The organism is Microbacterium sp. bgisy203, assembly GCF_057706945.1.
This window is the reverse complement of record NZ_JBYIPF010000001.1, coordinates 15,038-40,666: the sequence shown is the minus strand read 5'-3', so window position 1 is coordinate 40,666 and position 25,629 is coordinate 15,038. Positions and strand designations below refer to the sequence as shown.

Here is a 25,629-nt window from a genome sequence, read left to right as displayed (position 1 = left end):
CGGCCGGTCGGCACGGGGATTTCGGTCGGCCAACAGCCTATACGTCACCGGCGTCCGGCACCCTGGTGCGGCGCGTCAGGGTGCGGGCGTCTCGGTGGGTGGGGGAGTCTCGGCAGGTGTCGGCTCGATCGGCGTCGGCTCGACAGCCGGGGCGGTCGAACCCGACGGCGACGGCGTCGGGGAGGGCACCGGCGCGCCCGGGCCTGCGCTGAAGTACGCGATCTGGCCGCCGATGATCGCGAGGAGCAGGATGCCGCCGCCGATCCCGGCGATGAGGTTGTCGCGGCGCCGACGGGTGATGAGTCCGTCGTGGAACTCCTGACGCGCGTGGTACAGCCGCGCGCGCTCCTTCTCCTCGCGGGACTGCTTCTTTCCTGAACCCGACGCCACAGGGACCTCCTCCGGTTCCCGGTCGTCCGGGCCGCATGAATCCTAACGCGAGAAGGGAGCCCCGCCCCGGCGCCGATGTCCGACGTCGCGATTAGCCTGGAGGGGTGGCACAGGCATCCGCGCTCTTCCAAGGTCAGACTCCGCTGGCCGTGCGGATGCGTCCCACCTCGCTCGACGAGGTTGCGGGCCAGGGCCATCTGCTCCGCCCGGGGTCGCCGCTCGTCGCCCTCGCCGACCCCGAGGGGAGCGCGAAGAACGCCGTCTCGGTGATCCTGTGGGGTCCGCCGGGAACCGGCAAGACGACACTCGCACAGGCGATCGCCCGCACCTCCGGGCGCAGGTTCGTGGAGCTGTCCGCCGTGACGGCAGGCGTCAAAGATGTGCGCGAGGTCATGCAGGACGCCATGACGCAGCGCGACCTCTATGGACTCTCGACGATCCTCTTCCTCGACGAGATCCATCGTTTCACCAAGGCCCAGCAGGATGCCCTGCTCCCCGGCGTCGAGAACGGATGGGTCATCCTCATCGCGGCGACGACGGAGAACCCGTCGTTCTCGGTGATCTCGCCGCTGATGTCGCGTTCGCTCCTGCTGACGCTGCAGCCGCTGACCGACGATGACCTCGGCCTGCTGATCGATCGCGCCGTCGGTGATCCGCGTGGGCTCGCCGGCGCCGTCACCCTCGATCCGGCGGCGCGCGCGGCGCTCGTCCAGCTCGCCTCCGGCGATGCACGGCGTGCGCTCACCTCGCTCGAAGCGGCGGCCTCGATGGTCGGCGAGGAGGGCGGCACGATCACCGCCGAGCAGGTCGCACAGGCCGTCGATCGGGCGCTCCTGCGCTATGACAAGCAGGGCGACGAGCATTACGACGTCATCAGCGCCTTCATCAAGTCGATCCGGGGGTCCGACGTCGACGCCGCGATCCACTATCTCGCCCGCATGATCGAGGCGGGCGAGGATCCGCGCTTCATCGCCCGGCGCCTCGTCATCGCCGCCGCCGAGGACATCGGCCTCGCCGACCCGCAGGCTCTCGTCATCGCGACCGCCGCGGCCGACGCCGTCGCCTTCATCGGCATGCCCGAAGGCCGTATCCCGCTCGCCGAGGCGACGGCCTACCTCGCGACGACCGCGAAGTCGAACGCCGCCTACCTCGCGATCGACAAGGCGATCGCCGATGTCCGCGCGGGTGGATTCGGCCGCGTGCCGACACACCTGCGCGATGCCCACTATCCAGGCGCGAAGCGGCTCGGCCATGGCAAGGGCTACATCTACCCGCATGATCTCGAGGTGGGGGTCGCGACCCAGCAGTATCTCCCCGATGAACTACGCGGCACGCACTACTACGAGCCGACGGGACGCGGCCTCGAGCGCGACATCGGCGCGCGCGTCGAGAAGATCCGCAAGATCCTCGGCGATTAGCTCCGTCGCCGCCTGGCGCCCTTCGCGCGCCGGTTCGAGTGTCGGCCGCGTGGCGTCCGGGCACCTCGGGCGGCGGTCAGCATCCGGGTGCGCGGGGGTTTTCGGTGCAGGTCTTGTCGACGAGGGCGGTGCGGGCTTCGACGATCTGGATGTCCATGGCGGGGGTCGGGATCTCGAGGACCCCGGCGATGGGGTACCAGCCGGTCCCGAAGGTGTATTCGGCGCTGTACTGCACCACGGCGTGGGCGGTGTAGGTGCCGCGGGTCCCGTAGGCGTGGCTGGTGGGCGTCGCGCTGAACTGGGGGACGGCGAGGTCGGTCCAGGTCGCGCCCCCGTCGGGGGCGGTGCGGGTGGTGCCATCGCCGTGGTGGAAGATCACCGCGGTGGGGGTGAAGCGGACGGTGAGGGGGGAGCCGAGGAGGGTGCCGTCCTGCTGGTGGGTTGCGGCGTCGACGACGAAGTTCACGGGCATCCCGACGATCCCGACCCCGTCGGGTTCGTCGACGAGCGGAAGGGATGCCGGGGCGAAGGAGGCGACGTCGGACAGGGTCGGGGTGATCGTGGCGGGAGTGGGGTCGGAGGGTGAGGCGACGAACTCTTCGCAGAGGTTCGCGTCGTTCGCGGGGCACGCGACCGGCACCGGGTCGCCGGGGCGCGGGACGTAGGGGACGTACGGGTCTGCGATGAGGCCGCCCTGGCCACCGCCCCCCGAACCGCCGGTACCCACCCCTGGGCTCGTGGCCCCGATTTCGACGGTCGACCCGTCGCTGCTGATCGTGGGACAACCCACCCAACTGGCAGAGCCGTCGCAGTTGGGTGCCGCCTCCGTCAAGCCCATGAATGAGGCAACGAGCACGATGGTCAACCACATGCGATGTCCGCCGACACTTGGCTTGACGCAATCAGCAGGCCGGTATCCGTTTGCGCCCGCACAAAGGTCACATTGAGCGGTTGTTGGTCCGGGCGGCCCTCTGACCTGACCACTTCCCCCGATGCGTCTTTCACTCTCACGTTCGTCACATCTAGGCATAGGCGAACAGACACCTGCCCAGTGGAGCTGTCAACAGCAGCGGGCTCAACCCGGGCGACCGTTGTATCGCCTTCTACAGTGAATCCATCAGCGTGCATCGTTGACAGAGACTTCTTCTCTGAAGCCAACGCGTCCCCGGCTAGCGTCGCGAACACCGGTTCGAACGTAACGGGATCGCTGAGGTCGACCTCGTTAAGTGCATCGACATAAGCCCGATAGGTCGCCTCTGCCGCCTCGAACGCCTCCTCCTCGGACGCGAACCCCGTCGGGGTCGGCGTGGGTGCGGGCTCGGGGGAGCAGGCGGTGGTCAGCGCCGCGGCGAGGAGCAGCGCTCCACCCGTCATCGCCCATCGGTGCTGTCGTCGCATGGTCCATACCGTAGCCAGAGGCATCCGACATCCCGCCGGATTATCCACAGGGAGTCCTCGGGCATGCGGGAGGGGCGCGGCACAGGAGAGCAGTCCAGAGCCGGGGTGGGATGATCGACGGATGCCGGAGAACGCCGCCCCCTGGACGAAGCTCGACGAGGCCGTCGCCTACGACGGGTACACGCGCGTGCGCCGCGACCGGTACCGCCTGCCGGACGGCTCGGAGAGCGACTGGGACGTGCTCGTCCAGCCCGACACCGTCGCCGTCCTGGCGCTGACCACGACGGGGAAGGCGCTGCTGTTCGATCAGTATCGCGTCGGGCCCGAGCGCGTACTGAGCGAGCTTCCCGGCGGACTCGTCGACGCGGGGGAATCACCGCGCGAGGCCGCGCTGCGGGAGCTGCGCGAAGAGACCGGTTTCGCGCCCGCAGTGGACTACGTCGCGCCGGGCGAATGGGCCGGCGCGAACTCGACGCGCCGGAAGACCATCGTGATCGCCGTCGACTGCGCGAGAGTGGCCGAACCCACCTGGGAAAGCGGAGAGACGGGCCGCGTCCACGAGGTCGGCCTCGAGCGCCTCATCGCCCACCTGTTCGCGGGCGATCTGAGCGACGCGGGGGAAGCACTGCGTGCCCTGCTGCTGTTCCTGCGCGCCGACGTCGACCACCCCGCGCTCGCGCGGGCGCAGAAGCGCCTCGGTGCGATCCTCGCCGAGGTGCTCAGTGCGACGCCCGCGGCCCGTGCGCCGCAACCGGAAGACCCCGCGGACGCCGCGTTCGACGCGTTCTGGGAGTTGGTCGACCTCTCCGATGGGGCGGCCGGACGTCGCGACCTCGAGGACGTCCTCGTCACGCACCCGGTGTCGCCGTCACGCGCCGCGTACGAGCGCGGGTCGCTCCACGACTCACTCGGCGAAGAGGATGCGGCCATCCCGCTCTACCGCGCCGCCCTCGCGGACGAGCTGCCCGCGCCGCTCCGCACTCAAGCCACGATCCAGCTCGCCAGCTCGCTCCGGAACGTCGGCGACGCCTCCGGGGCGATCGCGTTGCTGCGCGGCATCCCGACGGACGACCCTCTCGCCGACGCGGCCGCGGGCTTCCTCGCCCTCGCCCTGCATTCCGACGACAAGGGCACCCGCGCGCTCGAGATCGCGCGGGTGCCCTCGCGCCGCACCTGCCGCGCTACCGACGCGCGGTCGACGCGTACGCGGGCGAGCTCGAGAAGCCGGGCCGGGTCCGGGCCATCTCGGTCGGCATCCTCGTCCGCGACGGTCACGTGCTGCTCGAGGAGTACGCGGGCGACGAGGTGCACGGCCCGTTCCTGCGCGCGCCCGGCGGCGGCATCGAGTTCGGCGAGACCGCGTCCGAGGCCGTGCGTCGCGAGTGGCGCGAAGAGCTTGACGCGGTCGTGACGGATGCCGTGCCCCTGCGCACCTCGGAGAACATCTTCGACGCGCACGGCACACGCGGGCACGAGATCGTGCACACATTCCGCGTCGAGGCGCCCGCGTTCTCCCTGCCCGTCGGCGCGCGCCTCGCCGTCCGCGACAGCGTCACGACGGTCGCCTGGTACCCCGTCTCGACGCTCGAGAACGCCGGTCTGCCGGTCTACCCGCCGGGGATCGTCGACCTCGTCTCCGGCGTCGACGGAGCGGACTGAGCGTGTCGGCCATCGTCCTCGGCGCGGTCTGCGTCGTCCTCCTGAACCTCTACGCCGCCACGCTCGTCCTCCTGCGCTCGCGTGTGTACGGGGTGACGCTCTACCGGCCCATGATCACGAACATCGGCCTGTCGTTCGCGCCGGTGTTGGTGGTCGTGGTGTTCGGGCTGGGGCTCGCGCTGCTCACTCCGCTCCTCGACGTGACCGCGGAGCTCCACACGAACATCGCCGCGGCTCTCCTGTGGCTGTACCTCATCGCCGCGACCGGCGTGTGGCTGCTGTTCTTCCCGAACTCCGTCTACCTCATCACCGAACTGAACTTCAGCCATCGGGCCGAGACGACGCCCGTCCCGCTCTGGTACGACATCGTGCAGACCCTCGCGCTGACGCTGTCGGGCATCGCGAACGCGGTCCTCAGCCTCGGCGGCATGCAGACGGTGTTCATCGTGATCCTGAACGATCCGGATGCCGACGTCATCACCCCGAGCAGCTGGATGTTCGCCGGCATCGTCATCGTCCTCGGGGCGATCGGCGTGTATCTCGGCCGCTACCTGCGCTTCAACAGTTGGGACGTGCGCCACCCGGCCTCGATGGCACGCAAGCTCGGCGCGCATCTGGGGCAGCGCGGCAAAGCCCTCGAGGCGGGCGGTTTCGTGCTGACCCACGCGCTCCTCATCGCCCTGCTGTACGTGCCGCTGTACGCCCTGGCGTGGTCGGCGCTGGCGGCTCCGAGCCGCTGACGGGTCTCTGATAGACTTGATCGGCTCGAAACCCAGTTTTCGGGCATCCCCCTCTTCTGATCAAGACCTCTCGGCGTGCCCCGGCGTGCAGTCCGAGCAGGGAGAAGAGCGGGAGATACGTCCGCGAGCCGTGACAGACACGGCCGCGTCACCAGAAGGAGAGCTTCGTGGCAACGAAGTCCCAGGACCGCCGCAAGGTGCGCCTCTCGCGCGCGCTCGGCGTCGCCCTCACCCCCAAGGCCGCCCGCTACCTCGAGAAGCGTCCCTACGCTCCGGGCGAGCACGGCCGTTCCAAGCGCAAGCAGGACAGCGACTACGCCGTCCGTCTGCGTGAGAAGCAGCGTCTGCGCGAGCAGTACGGCATCCGCGAGAAGCAGCTGCGCAACACGTTCAACGAGGCCCGTCGCAAGGACGGCCTGACCGGTGAGAACCTCGTCGAGCTGCTCGAGATGCGTCTCGACGCGCTCGTGCTCCGCGCCGGCATCGCCCGCACCACCGCGCAGGCCCGCCAGCTCGTCGTGCACCGTCACATCCTCGTCGACGGCCAGCTCGTCGACCGCCCCTCGTTCCGCGTGAAGCCGGGCCAGCTCATCCACGTCAAGGAGAAGAGCGAGGGTCTCGAGCCCTTCCAGGTCGCCGCAGCCGGTGGCCACGCCGAGGTCCTGCCCCCCGTTCCGGGCTACCTCGAGGTCGAGCTCGACAAGCTCCAGGCCAAGCTCGTGCGTCGTCCCAAGCGCGCCGAGGTGCCCGTCACGTGTGACGTGCAGCTCGTCGTCGAGTACTACGCCGCGCGCTGACGTTCCGTCGCCGACAGGAAGGGCGTCGGGGTCACCCCCGGCGCCCTTCTCTCGTTAACAACTAGCATGGAGCACATGAAGAGCGTGCTGTGGTTCGTGCTGGGCCTGTTCGGAGGCTTCGTCCTCGCGCACCTGGTCGATAAGGACCCGCGCGGTCACGAGGCTCTGGCCGAGGTCGACGCGCGCATCACCGAGTTCACCGACCGCATCGGCGAGGCCTACCGCGCCCAGGAGGCGAAGATCGACGGCATCGCCGCCGACGTCAAGGGCGCCGCCGCGAACGCTGTCGAAGCGACGAAGACCGCGGCATCCGACGCCGCGGACGCCGCGAAGAAGACCGCCGCAACGCTCACCGACTGACCTTCCTCCTCCGCCCGCCGCCGGGCGCGAGGGCGACCCCTGCCCGAGGATCCCCACGCATGAAGACCGCCGAGATCGCCCAGCGCTACCTGGACTACTTCGAGAAGAACGGGCACACCATCGTGCCCTCGACGTCGCTCGTCAGCGACGACCCCGCGCTGCTGTTCGTGATCGCGGGCATGGTCCCGTTCATCCCGTACCTCTCCGGCGACGTCCCCGCCCCCTTCCCGCGCGCGGCCGACAACCAGAAGTGCATCCGCACGAACGACATCGAAGAGGTCGGCAAGACGCCGCGCCACGGCACGTTCTTCCAGATGCTCGGCAACTGGTCGTTCGGCGACTACTTCAAGGAGGGCGCGATCCGCTACGCCTGGGAGCTGCTGACGACTCCCGAGCAGGACGGCGGTCTCGGCTTCGACCCGAAGGACCTCTGGGTCACCGTCTACGAAGAGGACGACGAGGCGCACGATCTGTGGCGCGAGATCGCCGGGCTCCCCGAAGAGCGCATCCAGCGCCTCGGCAAGGACACGAACTACTGGTCGACCGGACTTCCCGGCCCCGCCGGCCCCTGCTCGGAGATCTTCTTCGACCGCGGCCCCGCGTACGGCATCGACGGGGGACCGGCGACCGACGACGACCGGTACGTCGAGATCTGGAACCTCGTGTTCATGCAGTACGAGATCACCGACGTCCGCTCCAAGTACGACTTCCAGATCGTGGGGGAACTTCCCGCGAAGAACGTCGACACCGGCATGGGCCTCGAGCGCATCGCGTTCCTCAAGCAGGGCGTCGACAACATGTACGAGATCGATCAGGTGCGCCCGGTGCTGGATGCCGCTGTCGCCCTCTCCGGGAAGACGTACGGCGCCGACCACGCGGACGACGTGCGCTTCCGCGTCGTCGCCGACCACGTGCGGTCCTCGCTCATGCTGCTCGCCGACGGGGTCACGCCCTCGAACGAGGGCCGCGGCTACATCCTCCGCCGGCTCATGCGCCGCGCGATCCGCGCGATGCGCCTGCTCGGCGTCGAGGGACCGACCTTCGCGGTGCTGTTCTCCGCGTCGCGCGATGCGATGAAGGAGGCCTACCCCGAGGTCGCCGCAGACTGGCCGCGCATCTCGCAGTACGCCCTCGCCGAGGAGGCCACGTTCCTCCGAACTCTCGCGGCAGGCTCGGAGAACCTCGACGCGTCGATCGCGCAGGCGAAGTCGTCGGGCGGATCGGAGCTCTCCGGCGCCGAGGCGTTCCTCCTGCACGACACGTACGGCTTCCCGATCGACCTCACGATGGAGATCGTCGAAGAGGCGGGACTCACGGTCGACCGCGGCGCCTTCGACACCCTCATGGCCGAGCAGCGTGCCCGCGCCAAGGCCGACGCGCGCTCGCGCAAGCGTCAGCTCGCCGACACGAGCGTCTACCGTGACCTCCGCGGCCGCGGAGAGACGGTCTTCACCGGGTACACCGACCTCGAGACGGCGTCGACGGTCCTCGGCATCCTGCACGACGGCGTTCCCGTCACGCGCGCGACCGAGGGGCAGATCGTCGAGGTCATCCTCGCCGAGACGGCGCTCTACGCCGAGAGCGGCGGCCAGGTCGCCGACAAGGGCGTCATCGTCGGACCCGGGTACGAGCTCGAGGTCATCGACGTGCAGAAGCCCGTCCCCGGCCTCATCAGCCACACGGCCCTGGTGACGACCGGCGAGGTGGGCGTCGACCAGCCGGCGACGACGGTGGTGGATGCCGTGAACCGCCGCGCCGCGCAGCAGGCCCATTCCGCGACCCACCTCGTGCACGCGGCCCTCCGCGACACCCTCGGCAAGACCGCGACACAGGCCGGGTCGCTCAACCGCGCCGGCTACCTGCGCTTCGACTTCTCGTGGGGCCAGGCGCTCTCCGACGCGACGAAGAGCGAGATCGAGGAGATCGCCAACAACGCGGTGCAGGGGAACCTCGAGGTCACGACCCGCGTCCTGTCGCTCGACGAGGCGAAGGCCGCAGGAGCGATGGCGCTGTTCGGCGAGAAGTACGGCGAGACCGTGCGCATGGTCGACATCGGAGGCCCGTGGTCGCGCGAACTCTGCGCCGGCACCCACGTGACCTCTTCGTCCGAGATCGGTCTCATCAGCCTCATCGGGGAGTCGTCGGTCGGTGCGTCGAACCGGCGCGTCGAGGCGCTGGTCGGCGCCGACGCGTTCCGCGAGCTCGCCACCGAGCGCGCGATCGTGGCGCAGCTGTCGACCTCGCTGAAGACGCCGAAGGATCAGCTCGCGAACCGCATCGCGGAGCTCTCGGCGAGCCTCAAGGCCGCCGAGAAGAAGATCGCCCAGTTCGAGGCGAAGGCCCTCGAAGGCCGCCTCCCCGCCCTTGCCGCGTCCGCGACGGCGACCGGACCGTACCGCCTCGTGGCGGAGTCGATCGGCACCGCGGCATCCGGCGATGACGTCCGCAGCCTCGCCCTGCAGGTGCGGGAGCGCGTCGGCGCGGGCGCCGTCGTCGCCCTCGGCGCCGAGGTGTCGGGTCGCCCCGTCGTGATCGTCGCGACCGACGAGACCGCCCGCGGCGCCGGTGCGAAGGCCGGTGTCCTCGCGAAGGCCGCCGCGTCTGCGCTCGGCGGAGGCGGCGGTGGCCGTGACGACGTCGCCCAGGGCGGCGGCGCCGACGTCTCGGCTCTTCCGGCGGCCCTCGCCGCCGTCGGCGCGACGCTGGAGGCGACGACCGCGTGAGCGGCTTCCGCCGCGGCGTGCGGCTCGGCATCGACGTGGGCAAGGCTCGTGTCGGCGTCGCGCGGTGCAACCGCGACGGACTGCTCGCCGTGCCCGTGGAGACGGTGCCGCGGACGGATGCCGCCGCTGCGCGCATCACCGACCTGGCCGCCGAGTACGACGCGTTCGAGCTCCTCGTCGGGCTGCCGGTGAGCCTGTCGGGCACCGAGACGGCGTCGACGGAGGACGCGCGCGCGTTCGCGGCGGAGGTGGCCGCGGCATCCGGGCTCCCCGTGCGACTGGTCGACGAGCGTCTCAGCACGGTGAGCGCACACGCCGCGCTCCGGGATGCTGGCCGGTCGCAGCGATCGTCTCGTAGGATTGTCGACCAAGTCGCCGCAGTCGTCCTGCTCCAGCAGGCCCTCGACGTCGAGAAGAGCACCGGTACCCCGGCCGGCGCCCTGCTTCCCGAATCGCAGGAGAACCCCTGATGCCCGAAACCCCGCCGAACGACGACCAGTTCGCGGACCTCTTCTCGAGCCTTCCGACGGCGGCGTCGCGGGGGAGCGACGGCGCAGCTGCCTCCGCCCCGCCTCCCGGATCACGGCGCGCGGCGCGTGCCGCGCAGGAGCAGGCATCCCCCGCCGCAGCAACCCCCGCTACCCCCGCGGCGACGGTGTCGACCCCGGGCGCGTCCGGCTCCACCCCCGCCGCCTCCGCCGCGGAGTCGTCTGCCGCGCGTGCGACGACGCAGACCCTCGCACCGCCCTCGCTCGACGCGCTCTTCGCGGCGGAGAGTCACGAGGAGGAGCGGCACCGCGTCGACCGTCACCGCCGCGACCGGCGCAAGAGCCGCATCGCCGGATGGGTCGTGTTCTTCGTGATCCTCGGGATCCTCGGCGCCATCGCGGCCGGCGGGTTCTACGTCTGGAACACATACGAGGACAAGATCCGCGCGTTCATGGGCTGGGAGGAGCCCCGGGACTACGAGGAGGGCATCGCCGAGGGGGAGGTGTCGATCACGATCGTCTCGGGCGACAACGGCTCGACCATCTCCCGCACGTTGCACGAGGCGGGCGTCACGAAGACCTCGTCGGCGTTCTACGACTACCTGATCGCGACGGCGCAGAACCCCACGTTCCAACCCGGCGTCTATTCGCTGCAGAAGAAGATGACCTCCGCCGCGGCCCTCACCGCGCTCGAAGATCCGGCGAACCGCCGGGAATACACCGCGCAGCTGCCGGAGGGGCTCACCGAGGAGCAGATCCTTCCGCGGCTGTCGGAGGGCATCGGCATCCCGCTCGAAGACTTCCAGGCCGCCGTCGCCGACCCTTCGGTGTACGGCGTGCCCGCCGAATCCCTCGAAGGATGGCTCTTCCCCGCGACGTACACCTTCGATCCGGGCGTCACCGCGCAGCAGGTGATCCAGACCCTCGTCGACCGTGCCGTGTCTTCACTGGATGCCGCCGGAGTGCCCGTCGAGCGGCGCCAGGAGATCCTGACGATCGCGTCGATCATCCAGCGCGAGGGGCGCACCGACGACTTCGACAAGGTGTCGCGTGTCATCCAGAACCGGCTGAACCCGAGCAACCCCGAGACCAACGGGTACCTCCAGATGGACTCGACCGTGCAGTACGGCTACGGCGAGATGCACGACGGCACCGCGTCGAGCTCGAAGGAAGCCCTCGAAGACGACAACGCCTGGAACACGTACAAGCACCCGGGGCTGCCGAAGGGGCCGATCGCTAACCCCGGCGACGCGGCGATCGACGCCGCCATGCACCCGGCCGACGGCACCTGGTTGTACTTCGTGACCTGGAACATGGATACGGGCGAGACGATCTTCTCCACGACCTACGCCGAGCACGAGCAGGCCATCGAGAAGTGGCACGACTGGTGCGCCGCGAACGACAACCGTGGCTGCTGAGACCTTTCCGAGCACCCCACGCGGAGAGGCGGCGCGGCTGGAGGTGTGGGGCGCCCCGATCGAGCACAGTCTCTCTCCGCTGCTGCACGCCGCCGCCTACCGGACGCTCGGCTGGGACTGGGCGTACGGGCGGCGACGGGTGGATGAGGCATCCTTCACCGGCGAGCTCGCGAGCCTCGACCCCACCTACCGCGGACTGTCGCTGACCTTCCCCCTGAAGGGCGTCGCGTGGCGGGCGGCGGCGACCCGCGACGAGTACGCGGAGCGGACCGGGGCGGTCAACACCCTCGTGCTCACCGATGATGGACCGCACGGCTTCAACACCGATGTCGGCGGGATCGTCGCCGACCTGCGCTCCCACGGCGTCGACGGCATCGACCGTGCGCGCATCATCGGCGCCGGGGCGACGGCGGCATCGGCGATGGTGGCGCTCGGCGAACTCGGCGCCCACGATGTCGAGGTCATCGCCCGCCGCCCCGAAGCCGCCGCCGCGCTCGTCGACATCGGTGCGGCGGGCGGGGTGCGGGTCGCGCTGCGGGCGATGGGGGACATGCGCGGGGATGCCGGAGCGCCGGCATCCGTCCCGGTCACGGTCTCGACGCTGCCGGGCGGCGCGATCCCCGACCCCGACGCGGCGCGCGCCCTGGCTGACGGCGGGGGCCTGCTCTACGACGTCGTCTACGGCCACTGGCCGACCGCTTTCGCGACCGCCTGGCACGAGGCGGGCGGCGCCGCCGTCGACGGCCGCGGCATGCTCGTCCAGCAGGCGGTGCGACAGATCCGCATCTTCTCGACCGGCGACCCCGCCGCGCCGCTTCCGCGCGAGGATGACGTGGTGGCGTCGATGGTCTCGGCGCTCGTGGGAGACTAGGCGAATGCTCCGCGTGCTCACGGCCGGCGAATCGCACGGCCCCGAACTCGTCGCCTTCCTCGAGGGCCTGCCCTCCGGCATCCCCGTTTCACGTGCGGCCATCCAGGCCGACCTCGCCCGCCGCAAGCTCGGCTACGGGCGCGGGTCGCGCATGAAGTTCGAAGAGGACGAGCTGACGATCTCGTCGGGTGTCATCCACGGCTACACGATCGGCAGCCCCATCGCGCTGCGCGTCGGCAACACCGAATGGCCGAAGTGGACCGAGGTCATGAGCGCCGAGCCGGTCGAACTCACCGACCGCTCGCGCGGACGCGGCGCAGCGCTCACGCGCCCCCGCCCCGGGCACGCCGACCTCGTCGGCATGCAGAAGTACGGCTTCGACGAGGCACGCCCGATCCTCGAGCGGGCGAGCGCCCGCGAGACGGCCGCCCGCGTCGCCCTCGGCGCGGTCGCCCGCTCGTTCCTCGGCGAACTCGGCATCCGGCTCGTGAGCCACACCCTCTCGATCGGCCCGGTGCGCGTGCCGGAGGGGTCGCCCCTGCCGACGCCCGACGACGTCGATCTGCTCGACGCCGATCCGCTGCGCTGCTTCGACCCCGCCACCTCCGCAGCGATGGTCGCGGAGGTCGACGACGCGCGCAAGGACGGCGACACCCTCGGCGGCATCGTCGAGGTGCTCGCCTACGGCGTGCCCCCCGGGCTCGGCTCGCACGTGCAGTGGGACCGGCGCCTCGACGGCAAGCTCGCGCAGGCGCTCATGTCGATCCAGGCGATCAAGGGCGTCGAAGTCGGCGATGGCTTCGAGACGACTCGCCGCCGCGGTTCCGCCGCCCACGACGAGCTCTTCGCCGCGGATGCCGGCATCACGCGCGCCTCCGACAAGGCCGGCGGCACGGAGGGCGGCATGTCGACGGGCACCGTCCTGCGCGTCCGCGCCGGCATGAAGCCCATCGCGACCGTGCCGCACGCCCTCCGCACGATCGACGTCGCCACGGGCGACGCCGCGACCGCCCATCACCAGCGCTCCGACGTCTGCGCCGTGCCGGCGGCGGGAGTCGTCGCCGAAGCGATGGTCGCCATCGTCCTCGCCGACGTCGTGCTCGAGAAGTTCGGCGGCGATGCGATCGCCGAAACCCGCCGGAACCTCGAGGCGTACCTGGCGGCGATCCCCGAGAACCTCGCGACGGCGGCCCAGAGCGACCTCGCGCTCGGATGAGCCGCGCGATCGTGATCGTCGGCCCGATGGGGGCCGGCAAGACGAGCGTCGGGCGGCGCGTCGCCAAGGCGCTCGGCGTGACCTTCTACGACAGTGACATCGCCGTCGCGCGCGAGCACGGCGCCATCGACGATCTCTTCGCGACCCACGGCGAGGAGCACTTCCGCGCGCTCGAGCGCGACGCCGTCGCCGCCGGCCTCGCCCAGGGGGGCGTCGTCTCGCTCGGCGGCGGGGCGGTGCTCCACCCCGACACCCGTGCCGCACTGCGCGCGCACCGCGTGGTGCTCCTGACGGTGTCGCCCGACACCGTCGCCTCGCGCATCCGCGGCGGGAAGCGCCCGCTCCTCGAGCACGACGACCCCGTCGCGCGCTGGATCGAGATCTACGCGGCCCGCCGCCCCGTCTACGAAGACCTCGCCGACGTCGTCTTCGACACGTCGTCGGGCCCGCTCCAAGCGATCGTCGACGCGATCACCGCGTGGGCGCAGAGCGACGACATCCGCGACCGTCCATCCGACCAGAACCCGCAGTCCGAGGCATCCGCATGACCGACACCACCGTCATCTCCGTCGCCGGCGACCAGCCGTACGACATCACCATCGGCCGCGGCATCCTGCCGCTCGTGGGGGAGGCTCTCCCTGAAGCCGCGCGGAAGGTCCTCATCGTCCACCCGCCGACCCTCGCCGCGAAGGCCGCTGAGCTGCGCGAGACGCTCGCCGCCTCGGGCGATCGTCAGGTGCTCCTCGCCGAGATCCCCGACGCCGAGTCCGGCAAGCGCGTCGAGGTGGCCGCGTTCTGCTGGCAGGTCATGGGCCAGGCCGACTTCACCCGCACGGATGCCGTCGTCGGCTTCGGCGGGGGAGCGGTCACCGACCTCGCCGGCTTCGTCGCCGCCACGTGGCTGCGCGGCGTCGCGCTCGTGCAGGTGCCGACGACGGTGCTCGGCATGGTCGACGCGGCCGTCGGCGGCAAGACCGGCATCAACACGGCGGAGGGAAAGAACCTCGTCGGCGCGTTCTGGCCGCCCTCCGCCGTCATCTGCGACCTGGAGCTGCTCGACACGCTCAGCCGCAACGAGCGCGTCGCCGGCTACGCCGAGGTCGTGAAGGCCGGGTTCATCTGGTACCCCGAGATCCTCGACCTCATCGAGGCCGACCCCGAGGCGGCTGTCGACCCTGCGACCCCCGCCTTCCGCCGCACCATCGAGCTCGCGATCGGGATGAAGGCGCGCGTCGTCGGCGAGGACCTCCGCGAAGCGGGCCTCCGCGAGATCCTCAACTACGGGCACACCCTCGGCCACGCGATCGAGCACGCCGAGCGCTACCAGTGGCGCCACGGCGCCGCGATCTCGGTCGGCATGATGTTCGCCGCCGAGCTGTCGCGCTTGGCGGGGCGGCTGTCGGACGCCGCGGTCGAGCGCCATCGCGGCATCCTGGAACTGCTGGGCCTGCCGACCACCTACCGCGCGGGCGCGTTCCCGCAACTGCTCGCGACGATGCAGCGCGACAAGAAGTCGCGCGGCGGCATGCTCCGCTTCATCGTCCTCGACGACATCGCCAAGCCCACGGTGCTGCAGGCGCCCGACGAGTCTTTGCTGTTCGCCGCGTACCAGGAAGTCGGCGCGTGACGGATGCAGGGCGGGATGCGGCCCGGTGGATCGTTCGACGCATCCGTGTCGACGAGTGGGCGCGCGTTCGGGTGCTGCGCATCGAAGCGCTGCGTGACCCCGTAGCCGACATCGCCTTCCTCGGCAGCGCGGAGAGCGCCGAGCGTCAGCCGGACGGTTTCTGGATGGATCGGACGACGACGGCCGCGTCGGGAGATGCCGTCGCGCAGTTCGTGGCGGAGGCCGCCCCGGAAGATACCCCGGAAGATGCCACGGGGGATGCCGATCGCGAGTGGATCGGGACCGCGACGGTCCTCCGGCGCCTCGCCGGTGACATCGACCACCTGGACCGCGTGCTCGACGCATCGCGTTCCGATGTCGTGGGCGTGTACGTCGCCCCGTCGGCGCGCGGCGGCGGGGCGATCGACGCACTGTTGGACGCCTGCGCGGAGTGGGCGCGGGGCCTCGGCGACGACGCGCTGACCCTCGACGTCCACGTCGACAATGCGCGTGCCGAAGCCGCCTACGTCCGCGCCGGATTCGCCCGCACCGGAGTCGAGATGACGGGTCCGATCGGTGACGAGCGCGAGCTGCGCCGCGCGCTGCGGTGACGCGGGTGACGGCGCGTCGGGACGGATGAGAGCACGCCGCACTGCGCGGTAAGGTCGGCGCATGAGCCTGCCGCACCGCCTCCTCCTCGTCAACGGGCCGAACCTCAACCTTCTCGGTACCCGTGAGCCGGAGATCTACGGCACGGCCACGCTCGCCGATGTCGAGCGGATAACGAGGGATGCCGCAGCGCGCCATGGCCTCGAGGTGACCGCCGTCCAGAGCAACCACGAAGGCGTGCTGATCGACGCGATCCACGACGCGCGGACGACGTGCGCGGGAATCGTCATCAATCCGGGAGGCCTCACCCATACCTCGGTCGTCCTCCGCGATGCGCTGTCCGCCGTCGCACTTCCCGTCGCAGAGGTCCACATCTCCGATGTGTCCGCACGCGAGGAGTTCCGCCGCCACTCCTACGTGCACGACGTCGCGGCGGTGCACGTGACGGGCGAGGGCGTCGGCGGGTACGCCCACGCCGTCGAGCTCCTCGTCGCCGTGATCTCGGGCGCGGCGGACGGATGATTTCGCACATCTCTGCGCCGCCGCAAGGGGGTGGCTGCGCGCGCACGCTCGCTCGTAGCGTCACCCCATGCGACAGCAACGGATTGTTCTCGGTGCCGTGACAGCGATCACGGCGCTCACGCTCGGACTGAGCGCGTGCGCGAGCGGCGCGGGGGAGGCGGCGTCCCCGCCTCCGACGACGGACGCGCCTGCGCCCGCGAGGAGCGCAGCACCCACCGCGACGCCGACGCCGGCATCGCCGACGCCCACCGCGCCGACTCTCGCCGACCTCGACGGCACGTGGTGCGAGGCGACCGACGCGGCGACCTGCATGACGATCACCGACGGGATGACCGACGCCGGCGCGACGGTGGAGCCCCGCGACGACGACGAGGGCGCTCCCTGCCTGTCGGCATCGGTCAGCGACGGCGACGGCGGATTCGTGGTGTTCTACTGCCCCGCCGGCATGACGCCCACCACCCCGGTCACGACCGAGGAGGAAAGCACACTCGACCTGAACAACCAGGGCTACGATCGCCTGTTCGCGACGCAGGCGCCGCCGTCCGTGCAGACCTGGTATCGACAGGACGACCTCTCCGCCGCGACCACCGGATGAGAGTTCGTCCTCTGATGGCGAACACGGGAATGAGTGCGCTCAATATTGAGTAGACTCATTACGTGAGCGCATCGCAGATAGCATCGGAGCGGGCTCCGCGCAGAGAGCGGGGCATGGCGGAGAAGAACCGCCGGATCCTGAGCGCTGCCTCCGACCTGTTCATGCGCAATGGCTACGCGGCGGTGACCACGCAGCAGATCGCCGAACGCGCCGACGTCGCTGCCGGAACCGTCTTCCGGTACGCGGACTCCAAAGCGGAGCTCCTGATCGCCGTCTTCAACACGCTCCTGGCGGACGCGATCGAGCGGGGGAGCGCTGCGGCGGCATCCGTCAGCGGGCCCGTCGAGCAGATCGCGGCGCAGCTGGATCCGGTGCTGGATGCCGCCGCGCTCCGCCCCCGCGACACAGCGGTCTACCAGCGGGAGCTGATGTTCGGCGACCGCGACGGCCGCTACCGCCGCGAAGGGATCGCGATCATCACCGATCTCGAAGAGCGCATCGCCCGGCTGATCGACCCGGCCGGTGTCGACGGCGGAGCGCAGCTCGCCTCGCGATCGATCTTCGCCGCCACCCACTTCCACCTCGTGCAGCCCAGCCTCGGGCTCGACGCGTCGGCGATGGCCGCACGCGCGCTGCTGCACGCCCAGATCGCCCAGATCGTCGCCGGCGCACAGACGACCGGCGGCCACCCCGCGGGGACACCCTCCCGCACCCACGAAGGCGGCACCCCGCCGGAAAGAGACAACCATGAGTGACATCAAGACCGTCGCCGTTCTCGGCACGGGCGTACTCGGCTCGCAGATCGCGTTCCAGACCGCGTACAGCGGTTTCGACGTGATCGCCTACGACATCGACGACAAGGCCCTCGACGCCGCGAAGGACCGTTTCCAGCGACTCGTCGCGACCTACAAGGCCGAGGTCCCCGGTGCCGCCCGCGGCAAGGCCGACGAGACGCTTTCGCGCCTGACCCTGACGACCGACCTCGCCGAAGCGGCACAGGCCGACCTCATCATCGAGGCGATCCCCGAGATCCTGACGGTGAAGCAGGAGACCTACGAGAAGCTCGCAACCCTCGCCCCGGCCGAGACCATCTTCGCGACGAACTCGTCGACGCTGCTCCCGAGCGACCTCGCGGCCTCGACAGGACGCCCCGACCGCTTCCTCGCCCTCCACTTCGCGAACCGCGTGTGGAAGTTCAACACGGGCGAGGTCATGGGCACGCCCGAGACCGATCCGGCTGTGTTCGACCAGATCGTGCGCTTCGCGGGCGACATCGGCATGGTGCCGATCCCGATCCACAAGGAGAAGGCGGGCTACGTGCTCAACACCCTCCTCGTGCCGCTCCTGAACGCGGCCATGGGACTCGCCGGCGGCGGCTACGCCGAAGTCGAGGACATCGACTGGACCTGGCGGATCGCGACCGGCGCCCCGATGGGCCCGTTCCAGATCCTCGACATGATCGGGCTCACGACCCCGTACAACATCCTGACGCACGGCCCCTCGGGCGACCCGAAGATCGCCGCATGGCTGAAGGAGAACTACATCGACAAGGGCAAGATGGGCGTCGCGACCGGCGAAGGCTTCTACAAGTACGCCTGAGCCTCCGGCATCCGGAAGACTCCCGCACAGCGGCCGGGTGGACGGCATCCCGTAGAATCGGGTGTCGGCCACTCGGCCGCTTCTCCAACGAAACGGAAACTCCACACTCATGGCATCCACCGCAGACATCAAGAACGGCGTCGTCCTCAACATCGACGGACAGCTCTGGAGCGTCGTGGAGTTCCAGCACGTCAAGCCCGGCAAGGGCGGCGCGTTCGTCCGCACGAAGCTCAAGAACGTCCTGAGCGGCAAGGTCGTCGACAAGACGTTCAACGCTGGCGCGAAAATCGAACTGGAGAACGTCGACCGCCGCGACTTCACCTACCTCTACAACGACGGCGACAGCTTCGTCTTCATGGACGTCGCCGACTACGACCAGCTGAACGTCCCTGCCGCCATCGTGGGGGATGCCGCCAACTTCCTGCTCGAGAACCAGCAGGTGCAGATCGCACTCAACAACGGCAACCCGCTCTACATCGAGCTGCCCGCCTCGGTCATCCTCGAGATCACCTACACGGAGCCGGGCCTGCAGGGCGACCGCTCGTCGGCCGGCACGAAGCCGGCGACCGTGGAGACCGGGTACGAGATCCAGGTGCCGCTCTTCCTCGAGACCGGCACGAAGGTCAAGGTCGACACCCGTACGGGCGACTACCTCGGCCGCGAGAAGTAAGGCGTGAGCGCACGCTCCAAGGCGCGCAAGCGCGCCCTCGACATCCTGTACCAGTCCGACGTCCGAGGAGACGACCTCGCGGTGACCCTCGCCGCCGAGGCGAAGCGAGCCGCCAGCGAGCCCGCCCGCGAGGCATCCTGGCTGTACGCCCGCGACATCGTCGACGGCGTCATCGACAACGGCGACGCGATCGACGAGCAGATCGTCACGCACGCGCGCGACTGGAAGCTCGAGCGGATGCCTGCCGTCGACCGCGCCATCCTGCGGATCGGCGTCTGGGAGCTGCTGTTCAACGACGAGGTGCCCGCCGCTGTCGCGATCGACGAGGCGGTCGAGCTCGCGAAGGAGTTCTCCACCGACGACTCCGGCGCCTTCGTGCACGGCGTGCTCGCGCGCATCGGCCGCGCCGCCTGAGGCCGCCGACGGCCTGCCGGTGCGGGGGACCCCTGCCGGTGCACGGGGAACCGGTGCACGGGTAACCGGTGCACGGGGGATCTCAGGGCGTCAGGTCTCCGATCGTCTCGAAGACGCCGCCGACGACCTCGAGCACCTCCCCGGACGACGCCACGAGGTCGCCGACGGCGAACCCGATGTCGACGAGGCCCCCGAGCACGTCGGCGACCTGCAGGAGGTCGGTCGCACCGGCCGCGACATCTCCGAGGGCCGCGAGGCTCGTGCCGTCGAGCTCGGCGTAGGAGATCTTCAGGTGCGCGAGCCACGCCGCCTCGATCCCGAAGACCACGGCATAGGGCAGCAGGCGCTCGTTCAACGCGAACGCCGCCGCGCCGTCCGGGTGCACGGGCCGCAGCTCCGCTCCTCGCGGTGACTGGAGGAACCGGATGCGGTCGGCCTCGGCGAGCGTCATGTACTGGCGGAGACCCTCGAGGTGCGTGAGACGGGGGAGGGCTGCGTCGGTCGGCACCCGGCGCTCCCCGCGCGGGACGACGACGAGGGTCGCGATCAGAGCGACGGTCGCGACGACCGCCGCTGCGCCGAGTTCCCACACCTGGGCCAGGAGCAGCACGACGGCGAAGAGCACCGCGATCGGGAGGAGAATCCAGGACCAGACCCGGATCGCGTAGCGCGCACGGAAGCGCGGCGCCCGCAGCAGCCCGCGCTCGACCAGTGCTTCCGCGCGCTCATCGACGAACGCCCGCACCTCTCGCCCCACCTGCCGACGGTCACGGGAGAAGCGTCGCACACGGTCGCGGGGGTGGTCCGGGCCGAACAGCGCCGCGAGCAGCGCGGTGTCACGGCGACCGATTCTGCCCCCGTCGGCGAGTTCCACGCCGATCGCCGTCCGCCCCCGCTCGCTCTCCTCCGCGACGAGGCGCACGGCGCCGGCGGTCGCCAGCTGGAGGAGCCCCGCCGCGACCGCGCGTCGCTCCCGCCCGAGCAGGATCGCGTCGTCGACGACATCGGGCGCACGCTTCGACTGCCGGGGCGTGTACTCGACGACGAGCGAGCGAGGCAGACGTGTCGCGCGGCTGCGCGCCACCACGGCGCACGCGAGAAGCGCGATCGACGCGACGACGACGACCGCGAGGAGGACGAGGAAGGGCACCCTCGGAGTCTATGAGCACCGGCGCACCGGCCCCGTCCGATGACGTCGGAGACGGCGGGCAGGATGGATGGCATGGAATCATGGCGCGCGCTCGTCGGCGTAGGCGAGGCGGGCAGGCCGCTCGCCCTCGGCGCCGAACTGCGTGCCCGTGAGTCGAGCGCGGCGGCGCACTGGGGCCCTCGTCGGGTGCGCACCGCGACCACCGCCGACCTCGACGACGGAAGGCTCGACATCACCGTGGGCCTGCGCCCTCTCGCCCGGAACGAGCGGGGGGACGGGTGGGTGCGGTCAGGCGTGTCGTGGGAGACCCTGCGCCGTGGCGCGAGCGGATTCGATCACACCCAGCGAGGATGGTTCACGGAGCTCTACGGCATCGCGCACGATGTCCGCGTGCTCGCGGGACTCCGTGACGAGTCAGGGTGGCTCACCCTCGACGACGTCACCTCTGCGCTCCTCTTTCCGCACCTCGAAAGCGCCGCGGCTCTCGGCATCCCGCTCGTCGGCGCCTCGTCCGGCCAGTCCGTCGCCCTCACCGCGCCGGCATCCGCAGCGCTGCGCGTCGACGATCTCGCGGGCGGAGCCGCTCTGCGCGCCGACATCGTCCGCGGAGGGGTGAGCCTGGTGCCGGCAGAGGTCCGCCCGATCGGCCGCGGCGGCTTGTACACCGTCGAGGCGGATGCCGACGGCATCCGGATCTCTCTCACCCCCGCACCCCTCAGCGCGGAGCTTCTCGCGCTGCTCCGCGCCGGTGAACCGGTCGTCGTGCCGGCGGGCGAGCTGCGCGACTTCGTCCGCGAGGCGCTCCCGCGCCTGCAGCGAGAGAACGACGTCGTGCTGGATCCTGCCGTCATCCTCCCCGAGGCCGAGCCGACGACGCTGATCGTGAGCGTGGTCTTCGGCGGCGGCGACACGCTCGATTACCAGCTCGAATGGCTGCGCGAGGGGACCGTCCGCGAACCGTGGCCCGTGATCTCGGCGGGTGACGGCGCCGAGGCGTCGCTCCGGGTCGCCGTGGCCGAGGCGTGGCGGCGCGCGCCCGACGTCCCGTTCGCCGCGGAAGCGCGGCTGGAAGGACTCGACGCGGCGGAGTTCGCGGGCGCGATCCTCGCCGCACTCGAAGAGGTCGACGGTGTCCGACTCGAGACGCGCGGCCGCCGCCGCGAGTACCGCGAACTCCGCGGCGACCCGCGCATCACGCTCCGCACCGTCGAGACCGACGACCCCGACTGGTTCGACCTCGGCGTGATCGTCCAGATCGACGGGCGGGCGATCCCGTTCCGGCCGTTGTTCACCGCGCTGGCCCTGCGGCAGAAGAAGCTCCTGATGGTCGACGGCAGCTACTTCTCGCTCGCCCATCCCGCGCTCGACCGGCTGAAGGACCTGCTGGCCGACGCTGCGGAGATCGCCGAGTGGGACAACGCCCCCACGATCAGCCGCTACCAGCTGCCGTTCTGGGAGGACTTCGAAGACCTCGCCGACGAGGCGCTGCCGGCGCGCGCGTGGCGCGAGGCCACCGCGGAGCTGCGCGCAGACGCGACACCGACGACGGTCTCCGTCCCGGCGACGATCCACGCCGACCTGCGCTCGTACCAGCGGGAAGGGCTCGACCGCCTCGCCCTGTGGTGGCGGCACCGGCTCGGCGGCATCCTCGCCGACGACATGGGGCTCGGCAAGACGCTGCAGGTGCTCGCGCTCCTCGCGCACGCCCGCGAGGGCGGCGAGCGCCGCCCGTTCCTCGTGGTCGCCCCGACGTCGGTCGTGCACACCTGGCGCACCGAGGCCGAACGGTTCGCCCCGAGTCTCCGGCTCGCCGTCCACGACACGACCCGGGCGACACGGCGCGACGCGTCCCTGGGCGGGGACGGCGCGCGGGATGCCGATGTCGTCATCACCTCCTACGCCGTGCTGCGCCTCGACGAGGACTGGTACGCCGCCGCCGATTGGGCGATCGTCGTGCTCGACGAAGCGCAATTCGCGAAGAACCCGCGCACGCGCCTGCACCGCGCTCTTTCGGGCCTGCGCGCCGACATGATGCTCGCGGTCACCGGCACGCCGCTCGAGAACTCCCTCACGGAGCTCTGGGCGATCCTCTCGCTGACGTGCCCCGGTCTCTTCCCGTCCGCGCGGAGGTTCCGCGAGGAGTACGTCAAGCCGATCGAGCGAGGGAAGGTCCCCGAGAACGAGGAGGGCGCTCCCTCCCGTGAACGGCGGATCGCCCGCCTGCGCTCGCGCCTGCGCCCCTTCGTGCTGCGGCGCACGAAAGAGCTGGTGACGCCCGAGCTCCCCGAGCGCCAGGAGCAGGAGGTGTTCGTCGATCTCTCTCCCGCCCACCGCGCGATCTACGACCGGGTGCTGCAGCGCGAGCGGCAGAAGATCCTCGGGCTCCTGCCCGATCTCGACCGGCAGCGGTTCGCGGTCTTCCGCTCGCTGACACTCCTTCGCCGTCTCGCGCTCGCCCCGGCGCTGGTGGATGCCGTGCCGGCCGGTGCCCCCGGCATCCCCTCGGCGAAGCTCGCCGCGCTCCGCGAGCGCCTGCGCGAACTCATCGCGGAGGGTCACCGCGCGCTCGTGTTCAGCCAGTTCACGTCCTACCTCGACCTCGTGCACGCCGACCTGGCCGCCCACGGGATCGCCGCAGAGCGGCTCGACGGATCCACTCGCCGCCGCGAGGAGGTCGTGTCGGCCTTCCGTGCCGGGGACGCTCCCGTCTTCCTCATCAGCCTCAAGGCGGGCGGCTTCGGGCTGACCCTCACCGAGGCCGACTACGTGTTCCTGCTCGACCCGTGGTGGAACCCCGCCGCCGAGGCGCAGGCGATCGACCGCACACACCGCATCGGGCAGACCCGTCCCGTGAACGTCTACCGTCTCATCGCGACGGGGACGATCGAAGAGAAGGTCCTCGCTCTGCAGCGCCGCAAGGCGAGGCTGTTCGCCTCGGTGATGGGCGACGACGACCTCCTCGCACGGAGTCTCACCGCGGACGACATCCTCGGCCTCCTCTCCGCCTGAGGCGCTCGGCCTTTTCCCGGCCGGTCGGGCGGGGGCACAGACCTGCCCCGCGTAGACTCGACGCCCGAGAACGGGAAGGATCCGCATGCGCATCACAGGTCTCGGCCACGCCGGCATGTTCATCGAGACGACCGGGGGATCGATCCTCTGCGACCCGGTCATCGGGCCGAGCTTCTTCGGCTCGTGGTTCCCGTTCCCCGACAACCGGGGGCTCGATTGGGAGCGGTTCGGGCGGGCCGACTTCCTCTACATCTCGCACCGCCACCGCGACCACTTCGACCCGGCTCTCCTCGAGCGGTACGTACCGAAGGACATCCGCGTGCTGCTCCCGGCGTACCCGACCGACGACCTCGAGGTCGACCTCCGCGCCCTCGGGTACGACAACCTCGTCTACACGCAGTCGGGCGAGGTCCTCGAGTACGAGGGCGGCCTGAAGATCATGGTGACGCCGTTGCGCGCTCCGAGCGACGGCCCCATCGGCGACTCGTCGCTCTCGGTCGACGACGGCACGGCATCCATCCTCAATCAGAACGACTCACATCCCCTCGATCTCGAGAAGCTGCTGTCGTTCTCGAAGCCGGATGCCTACTTCACCCAGGTCTCGGGCGCGATCTGGTGGCCCATGGTCTACGACCTGCCCCAGGAGGCGAAGCAGAACTTCGCCCAGCTCAAGCGCGACGCGCAGAACAAACGCGCCATGTACTACATCGAGAAGGTGGACGCCGAGCACGTCTTCCCGATGGCCGGGCCGCCGATGTTCCTCCGCCACGACCTCTTCCGCTACAACGGGTACGGGCTCGAGAACGACTCGATCTTCACCGACCAGCGCCAGTTCCTCGCCCACATGCGCGAGGAGCGGCCCGACCAGAAGGGGTACGAGTTCGTCCCCGGCACGCAGGTCGACCTCGACCACGGCGACATCTCGGTGACGCAGACGCTCTACACCGCCGAGGAGATCGACCGGGTCTTCGACGAGAAGTGGGACTACCTGGCATCCCAGCGCGACGCCCGTCAGGACGAGATCACGGCGGAGATCGCGACGCGCGCGGAGATCGTCCCCCCCGCCGAGATGCTCGCGGCGATCAAGGAGTGGTGGGAGCCGCTGCTCCGCCGCGCCCGGACCATCCGCATGGGCGTCGGTGGCAACGTGCGCTTCCGGATCGGCGAGCTCGACATGGTCGTCGACTTCCCGAAGGCGAAGGTCCGCGAGTATGCGGGGGAGGAGTGCCTGTACTGGTACACGATCCCCGCCGACCTCGTCTCGACGAACCTCCGCGACCACGAGATCGACTGGTCGAACTCGATCTTCCTGTCGATGCAGTTCGACGTGGGCCGCTCGGGCAAGTTCAACGAGTTCCTGACGACGTTCCTGAAGTGCCTCTCCCGCGACCGCATCGAGTACGTCGAGAACTGGTACGCCGAACAGACGGATCAGACCGAGGATGCCGAGATCGGCGACTGGACCGTGCAGCGCCGCTGCCCGCACCTGCGCGCGGATCTCACGAAGACCGGCAAGATCGAGGACGGCGTCCTGACCTGCGCCCTCCACGACTGGAAGTGGGATCTCGCGTCGGGACAGTGCCTGACGACCCCCGGTCACCCGATCCGCGCGTCGCGCATCATCGAGACCGCGTCCGCCTCGGCATCCTGACCGCGCCCCGCCCGGCCCCGGCCCGGGTCGCCCGGCCTCGGATCACCCGGCCTCGCATCGCCCGGCCTCGCATCGCCCGGCCTCGGATCGCCGGGCCCCCCGGCTCGCATCGCCCGGCCTCGGCCTGCGCCGGCCGACCTCGGCGTCTCCTCCCGCGAGACCGCCCGTTCTCGACGAGACCCCCGCACAAGAGTCGCGGTCTCGTCGAGAACGCGCGGTCTCGGAGGATTCGGCGGGGGATCGGCGGGGGTCGGCGCGGATCGACGGGGGGGATCGGCGAGAGGTTCGACGGTCGAGGGACGCGGGGGGGGGGATCGGCGGGGAGG

General features: G+C 70.6%; 25 protein-coding genes and 1 pseudogene. 22 read left to right on the top strand and 4 right to left on the bottom strand.

Features of this window, described 5'->3' with window-relative positions:
- Positions 1 to 75 precede the first annotated feature (75 nt).
- Positions 76 to 390 (bottom strand): dioxygenase, encoded by a 315-nt coding sequence (locus AC3ENQ_RS00195; protein ID WP_431800576.1) that lies wholly within the window; start codon positions 388 to 390, stop codon positions 76 to 78.
- A gap of 155 nt (positions 391 to 545) precedes the next feature.
- On the opposite strand from AC3ENQ_RS00195, the gene AC3ENQ_RS00190 reads away from it, so the two are divergent.
- Entirely contained in the window at positions 546 to 1,808 is a 1,263-nt protein-coding gene (locus AC3ENQ_RS00190; protein WP_431801695.1) for a replication-associated recombination protein A, read from the top strand.
- A 76-nt stretch (positions 1,809 to 1,884) separates the two neighbouring features.
- On the opposite strand, the gene AC3ENQ_RS00185 is transcribed toward AC3ENQ_RS00190, so the two are convergent.
- Both AC3ENQ_RS00185 and AC3ENQ_RS00180 read right to left on the bottom strand, forming a co-directional pair.
- The gene (locus tag AC3ENQ_RS00185; RefSeq protein ID WP_431800575.1) at positions 1,885 to 2,535 is read right to left on the bottom strand and encodes a hypothetical protein; all 651 of its coding nucleotides are present in this window, start codon (positions 2,533 to 2,535) and stop codon (positions 1,885 to 1,887) included.
- Positions 2,536 to 2,669: 134 nt separating this feature from the next.
- Positions 2,670 to 3,206 (bottom strand): hypothetical protein, encoded by a 537-nt coding sequence (locus tag AC3ENQ_RS00180; RefSeq protein ID WP_431800573.1) that lies wholly within the window; start codon positions 3,204 to 3,206, stop codon positions 2,670 to 2,672.
- Between AC3ENQ_RS00180 and AC3ENQ_RS00175 the strand changes: the two are divergent.
- From AC3ENQ_RS00175 to nusB, 19 genes and pseudogenes are all read left to right on the top strand, one after another.
- A pseudogene (locus tag AC3ENQ_RS00175) lies at positions 3,205 to 4,296 on the top strand (tetratricopeptide repeat protein); the annotation flags it as partial. The gene AC3ENQ_RS00180 and the pseudogene AC3ENQ_RS00175 overlap by 2 nt on opposite strands.
- Positions 4,297 to 4,481: 185 nt before the next feature.
- The gene (locus AC3ENQ_RS00170) at positions 4,482 to 4,865 is read left to right on the top strand and encodes an NUDIX domain-containing protein (protein WP_431800571.1); all 384 of its coding nucleotides are present in this window, start codon (positions 4,482 to 4,484) and stop codon (positions 4,863 to 4,865) included.
- Positions 4,866 to 4,867: 2 nt separating this feature from the next.
- Entirely contained in the window at positions 4,868 to 5,605 is a 738-nt protein-coding gene (locus tag AC3ENQ_RS00165) for a DUF1361 domain-containing protein (protein ID WP_431800569.1), read from the top strand.
- A gap of 167 nt (positions 5,606 to 5,772) precedes the next feature.
- Positions 5,773 to 6,402, top strand: coding sequence for a 30S ribosomal protein S4 (rpsD, locus tag AC3ENQ_RS00160; RefSeq protein ID WP_431800567.1), 630 nt, complete (start codon positions 5,773 to 5,775; stop codon positions 6,400 to 6,402).
- Positions 6,403 to 6,477: 75 nt separating this feature from the next.
- Positions 6,478 to 6,762 (top strand): ATPase, encoded by a 285-nt coding sequence (locus tag AC3ENQ_RS00155; protein ID WP_431800565.1) that lies wholly within the window; start codon positions 6,478 to 6,480, stop codon positions 6,760 to 6,762.
- Between the two features lie 59 nt (positions 6,763 to 6,821).
- Positions 6,822 to 9,485 carry an alanine--tRNA ligase gene (gene alaS / locus AC3ENQ_RS00150; protein WP_431800563.1) on the top strand — a complete coding sequence of 888 codons (2,664 nt, stop codon included), beginning with the start codon at positions 6,822 to 6,824 and terminating at the stop codon, positions 9,483 to 9,485.
- Positions 9,482 to 9,955, top strand: a complete 474-nt coding sequence (ruvX, locus tag AC3ENQ_RS00145; RefSeq protein ID WP_431800561.1) for a Holliday junction resolvase RuvX — start codon at positions 9,482 to 9,484, stop codon at positions 9,953 to 9,955. The genes alaS and ruvX overlap by 4 nt, the downstream gene beginning before the upstream one ends.
- Complete coding sequence (gene mltG, locus AC3ENQ_RS00140) at positions 9,955 to 11,391, top strand: endolytic transglycosylase MltG (protein WP_431800560.1); 1,437 nt, start codon at positions 9,955 to 9,957, stop codon at positions 11,389 to 11,391. Before ruvX ends, mltG begins: the two co-directional genes overlap by 1 nt.
- Positions 11,381 to 12,262: a shikimate dehydrogenase family protein gene (locus AC3ENQ_RS00135; protein WP_431800558.1), complete on the top strand. Its 882-nt coding sequence runs from the start codon at positions 11,381 to 11,383 to the stop codon at positions 12,260 to 12,262. The genes mltG and AC3ENQ_RS00135 overlap by 11 nt, the downstream gene beginning before the upstream one ends.
- Before the next feature lie 4 nt (positions 12,263 to 12,266).
- A complete protein-coding gene (gene aroC / locus AC3ENQ_RS00130; protein ID WP_431800556.1) occupies positions 12,267 to 13,478 on the top strand; it encodes a chorismate synthase in 1,212 nt (403 codons plus the stop codon).
- A complete protein-coding gene (locus AC3ENQ_RS00125) occupies positions 13,475 to 14,026 on the top strand; it encodes a shikimate kinase (protein ID WP_431800554.1) in 552 nt (183 codons plus the stop codon). The genes aroC and AC3ENQ_RS00125 overlap by 4 nt, the downstream gene beginning before the upstream one ends.
- Entirely contained in the window at positions 14,023 to 15,105 is a 1,083-nt protein-coding gene (gene aroB, locus AC3ENQ_RS00120) for a 3-dehydroquinate synthase (RefSeq protein WP_431800553.1), read from the top strand. Before AC3ENQ_RS00125 ends, aroB begins: the two co-directional genes overlap by 4 nt.
- Positions 15,102 to 15,695 (top strand): GNAT family N-acetyltransferase, encoded by a 594-nt coding sequence (locus tag AC3ENQ_RS00115; protein WP_431800551.1) that lies wholly within the window; start codon positions 15,102 to 15,104, stop codon positions 15,693 to 15,695. The genes aroB and AC3ENQ_RS00115 overlap by 4 nt, the downstream gene beginning before the upstream one ends.
- A gap of 61 nt (positions 15,696 to 15,756) precedes the next feature.
- Complete coding sequence (aroQ, locus tag AC3ENQ_RS00110; protein ID WP_431800548.1) at positions 15,757 to 16,215, top strand: type II 3-dehydroquinate dehydratase; 459 nt, start codon at positions 15,757 to 15,759, stop codon at positions 16,213 to 16,215.
- Between the two features lie 67 nt (positions 16,216 to 16,282).
- The gene (locus AC3ENQ_RS00105) at positions 16,283 to 16,810 is read left to right on the top strand and encodes a hypothetical protein (RefSeq protein WP_431800546.1); all 528 of its coding nucleotides are present in this window, start codon (positions 16,283 to 16,285) and stop codon (positions 16,808 to 16,810) included.
- A gap of 113 nt (positions 16,811 to 16,923) precedes the next feature.
- A complete protein-coding gene (locus AC3ENQ_RS00100) occupies positions 16,924 to 17,565 on the top strand; it encodes a TetR/AcrR family transcriptional regulator (RefSeq protein WP_431800545.1) in 642 nt (213 codons plus the stop codon).
- Positions 17,558 to 18,409, top strand: a complete 852-nt coding sequence (locus AC3ENQ_RS00095; protein ID WP_431800543.1) for a 3-hydroxyacyl-CoA dehydrogenase — start codon at positions 17,558 to 17,560, stop codon at positions 18,407 to 18,409. The genes AC3ENQ_RS00100 and AC3ENQ_RS00095 overlap by 8 nt, the downstream gene beginning before the upstream one ends.
- A gap of 109 nt (positions 18,410 to 18,518) precedes the next feature.
- Positions 18,519 to 19,079 carry an elongation factor P gene (gene efp, locus AC3ENQ_RS00090; protein ID WP_431800541.1) on the top strand — a complete coding sequence of 187 codons (561 nt, stop codon included), beginning with the start codon at positions 18,519 to 18,521 and terminating at the stop codon, positions 19,077 to 19,079.
- A gap of 3 nt (positions 19,080 to 19,082) precedes the next feature.
- The gene (nusB, locus tag AC3ENQ_RS00085; RefSeq protein WP_431800539.1) at positions 19,083 to 19,493 is read left to right on the top strand and encodes a transcription antitermination factor NusB; all 411 of its coding nucleotides are present in this window, start codon (positions 19,083 to 19,085) and stop codon (positions 19,491 to 19,493) included.
- A gap of 82 nt (positions 19,494 to 19,575) precedes the next feature.
- Here nusB and AC3ENQ_RS00080 read toward each other — a convergent pair whose 3' ends face one another.
- Positions 19,576 to 20,643, bottom strand: coding sequence for a DUF2207 family protein (locus AC3ENQ_RS00080; protein WP_431800537.1), 1,068 nt, complete (start codon positions 20,641 to 20,643; stop codon positions 19,576 to 19,578).
- A gap of 72 nt (positions 20,644 to 20,715) precedes the next feature.
- On the opposite strand from AC3ENQ_RS00080, the gene AC3ENQ_RS00075 reads away from it, so the two are divergent.
- Both AC3ENQ_RS00075 and AC3ENQ_RS00070 read left to right on the top strand, forming a co-directional pair.
- On the top strand, positions 20,716 to 23,652 hold the full coding sequence (locus AC3ENQ_RS00075) for a DEAD/DEAH box helicase (RefSeq protein ID WP_431800535.1): 2,937 nt from the start codon (positions 20,716 to 20,718) through the stop codon (positions 23,650 to 23,652).
- An 85-nt stretch (positions 23,653 to 23,737) separates the two neighbouring features.
- Positions 23,738 to 25,303, top strand: a complete 1,566-nt coding sequence (locus tag AC3ENQ_RS00070) for a Rieske 2Fe-2S domain-containing protein (RefSeq protein WP_431800533.1) — start codon at positions 23,738 to 23,740, stop codon at positions 25,301 to 25,303.
- Positions 25,304 to 25,629: the final 326 nt, after the last annotated feature.

Excerpts from the sequence above, each read along its gene's own strand:
- mltG (WP_431800560.1), top strand. The coding sequence starts at position 9,955 with ATGCCCGAAACCCCGCCGAACGACGACCAGTTCGCGGACCTCTTCTCG.
- AC3ENQ_RS00105 (WP_431800546.1), top strand. The coding sequence starts at position 16,283 with ATGCGACAGCAACGGATTGTTCTCGGTGCCGTGACAGCGATCACGGCG.
- AC3ENQ_RS00190 (WP_431801695.1), top strand. The coding sequence starts at position 546 with ATGCGTCCCACCTCGCTCGACGAGGTTGCGGGCCAGGGCCATCTGCTC.
- aroC (WP_431800556.1), top strand. The coding sequence starts at position 12,267 with ATGCTCCGCGTGCTCACGGCCGGCGAATCGCACGGCCCCGAACTCGTC.
- AC3ENQ_RS00180 (WP_431800573.1), bottom strand. The coding sequence starts at position 3,206 with ATGCGACGACAGCACCGATGGGCGATGACGGGTGGAGCGCTGCTCCTC.
- alaS (WP_431800563.1), top strand. The coding sequence starts at position 6,822 with ATGAAGACCGCCGAGATCGCCCAGCGCTACCTGGACTACTTCGAGAAG.
- efp (WP_431800541.1), top strand. The coding sequence starts at position 18,519 with ATGGCATCCACCGCAGACATCAAGAACGGCGTCGTCCTCAACATCGAC.
- AC3ENQ_RS00155 (WP_431800565.1), top strand. The coding sequence starts at position 6,478 with ATGAAGAGCGTGCTGTGGTTCGTGCTGGGCCTGTTCGGAGGCTTCGTC.
- AC3ENQ_RS00095 (WP_431800543.1), top strand. The coding sequence starts at position 17,558 with ATGAGTGACATCAAGACCGTCGCCGTTCTCGGCACGGGCGTACTCGGC.
- AC3ENQ_RS00070 (WP_431800533.1), top strand. The coding sequence starts at position 23,738 with ATGCGCATCACAGGTCTCGGCCACGCCGGCATGTTCATCGAGACGACC.
- AC3ENQ_RS00075 (WP_431800535.1), top strand. The coding sequence starts at position 20,716 with ATGGAATCATGGCGCGCGCTCGTCGGCGTAGGCGAGGCGGGCAGGCCG.
- AC3ENQ_RS00100 (WP_431800545.1), top strand. The coding sequence starts at position 16,924 with ATGGCGGAGAAGAACCGCCGGATCCTGAGCGCTGCCTCCGACCTGTTC.
- aroQ (WP_431800548.1), top strand. The coding sequence starts at position 15,757 with ATGAGCCTGCCGCACCGCCTCCTCCTCGTCAACGGGCCGAACCTCAAC.
- AC3ENQ_RS00125 (WP_431800554.1), top strand. The coding sequence starts at position 13,475 with ATGAGCCGCGCGATCGTGATCGTCGGCCCGATGGGGGCCGGCAAGACG.
- aroB (WP_431800553.1), top strand. The coding sequence starts at position 14,023 with ATGACCGACACCACCGTCATCTCCGTCGCCGGCGACCAGCCGTACGAC.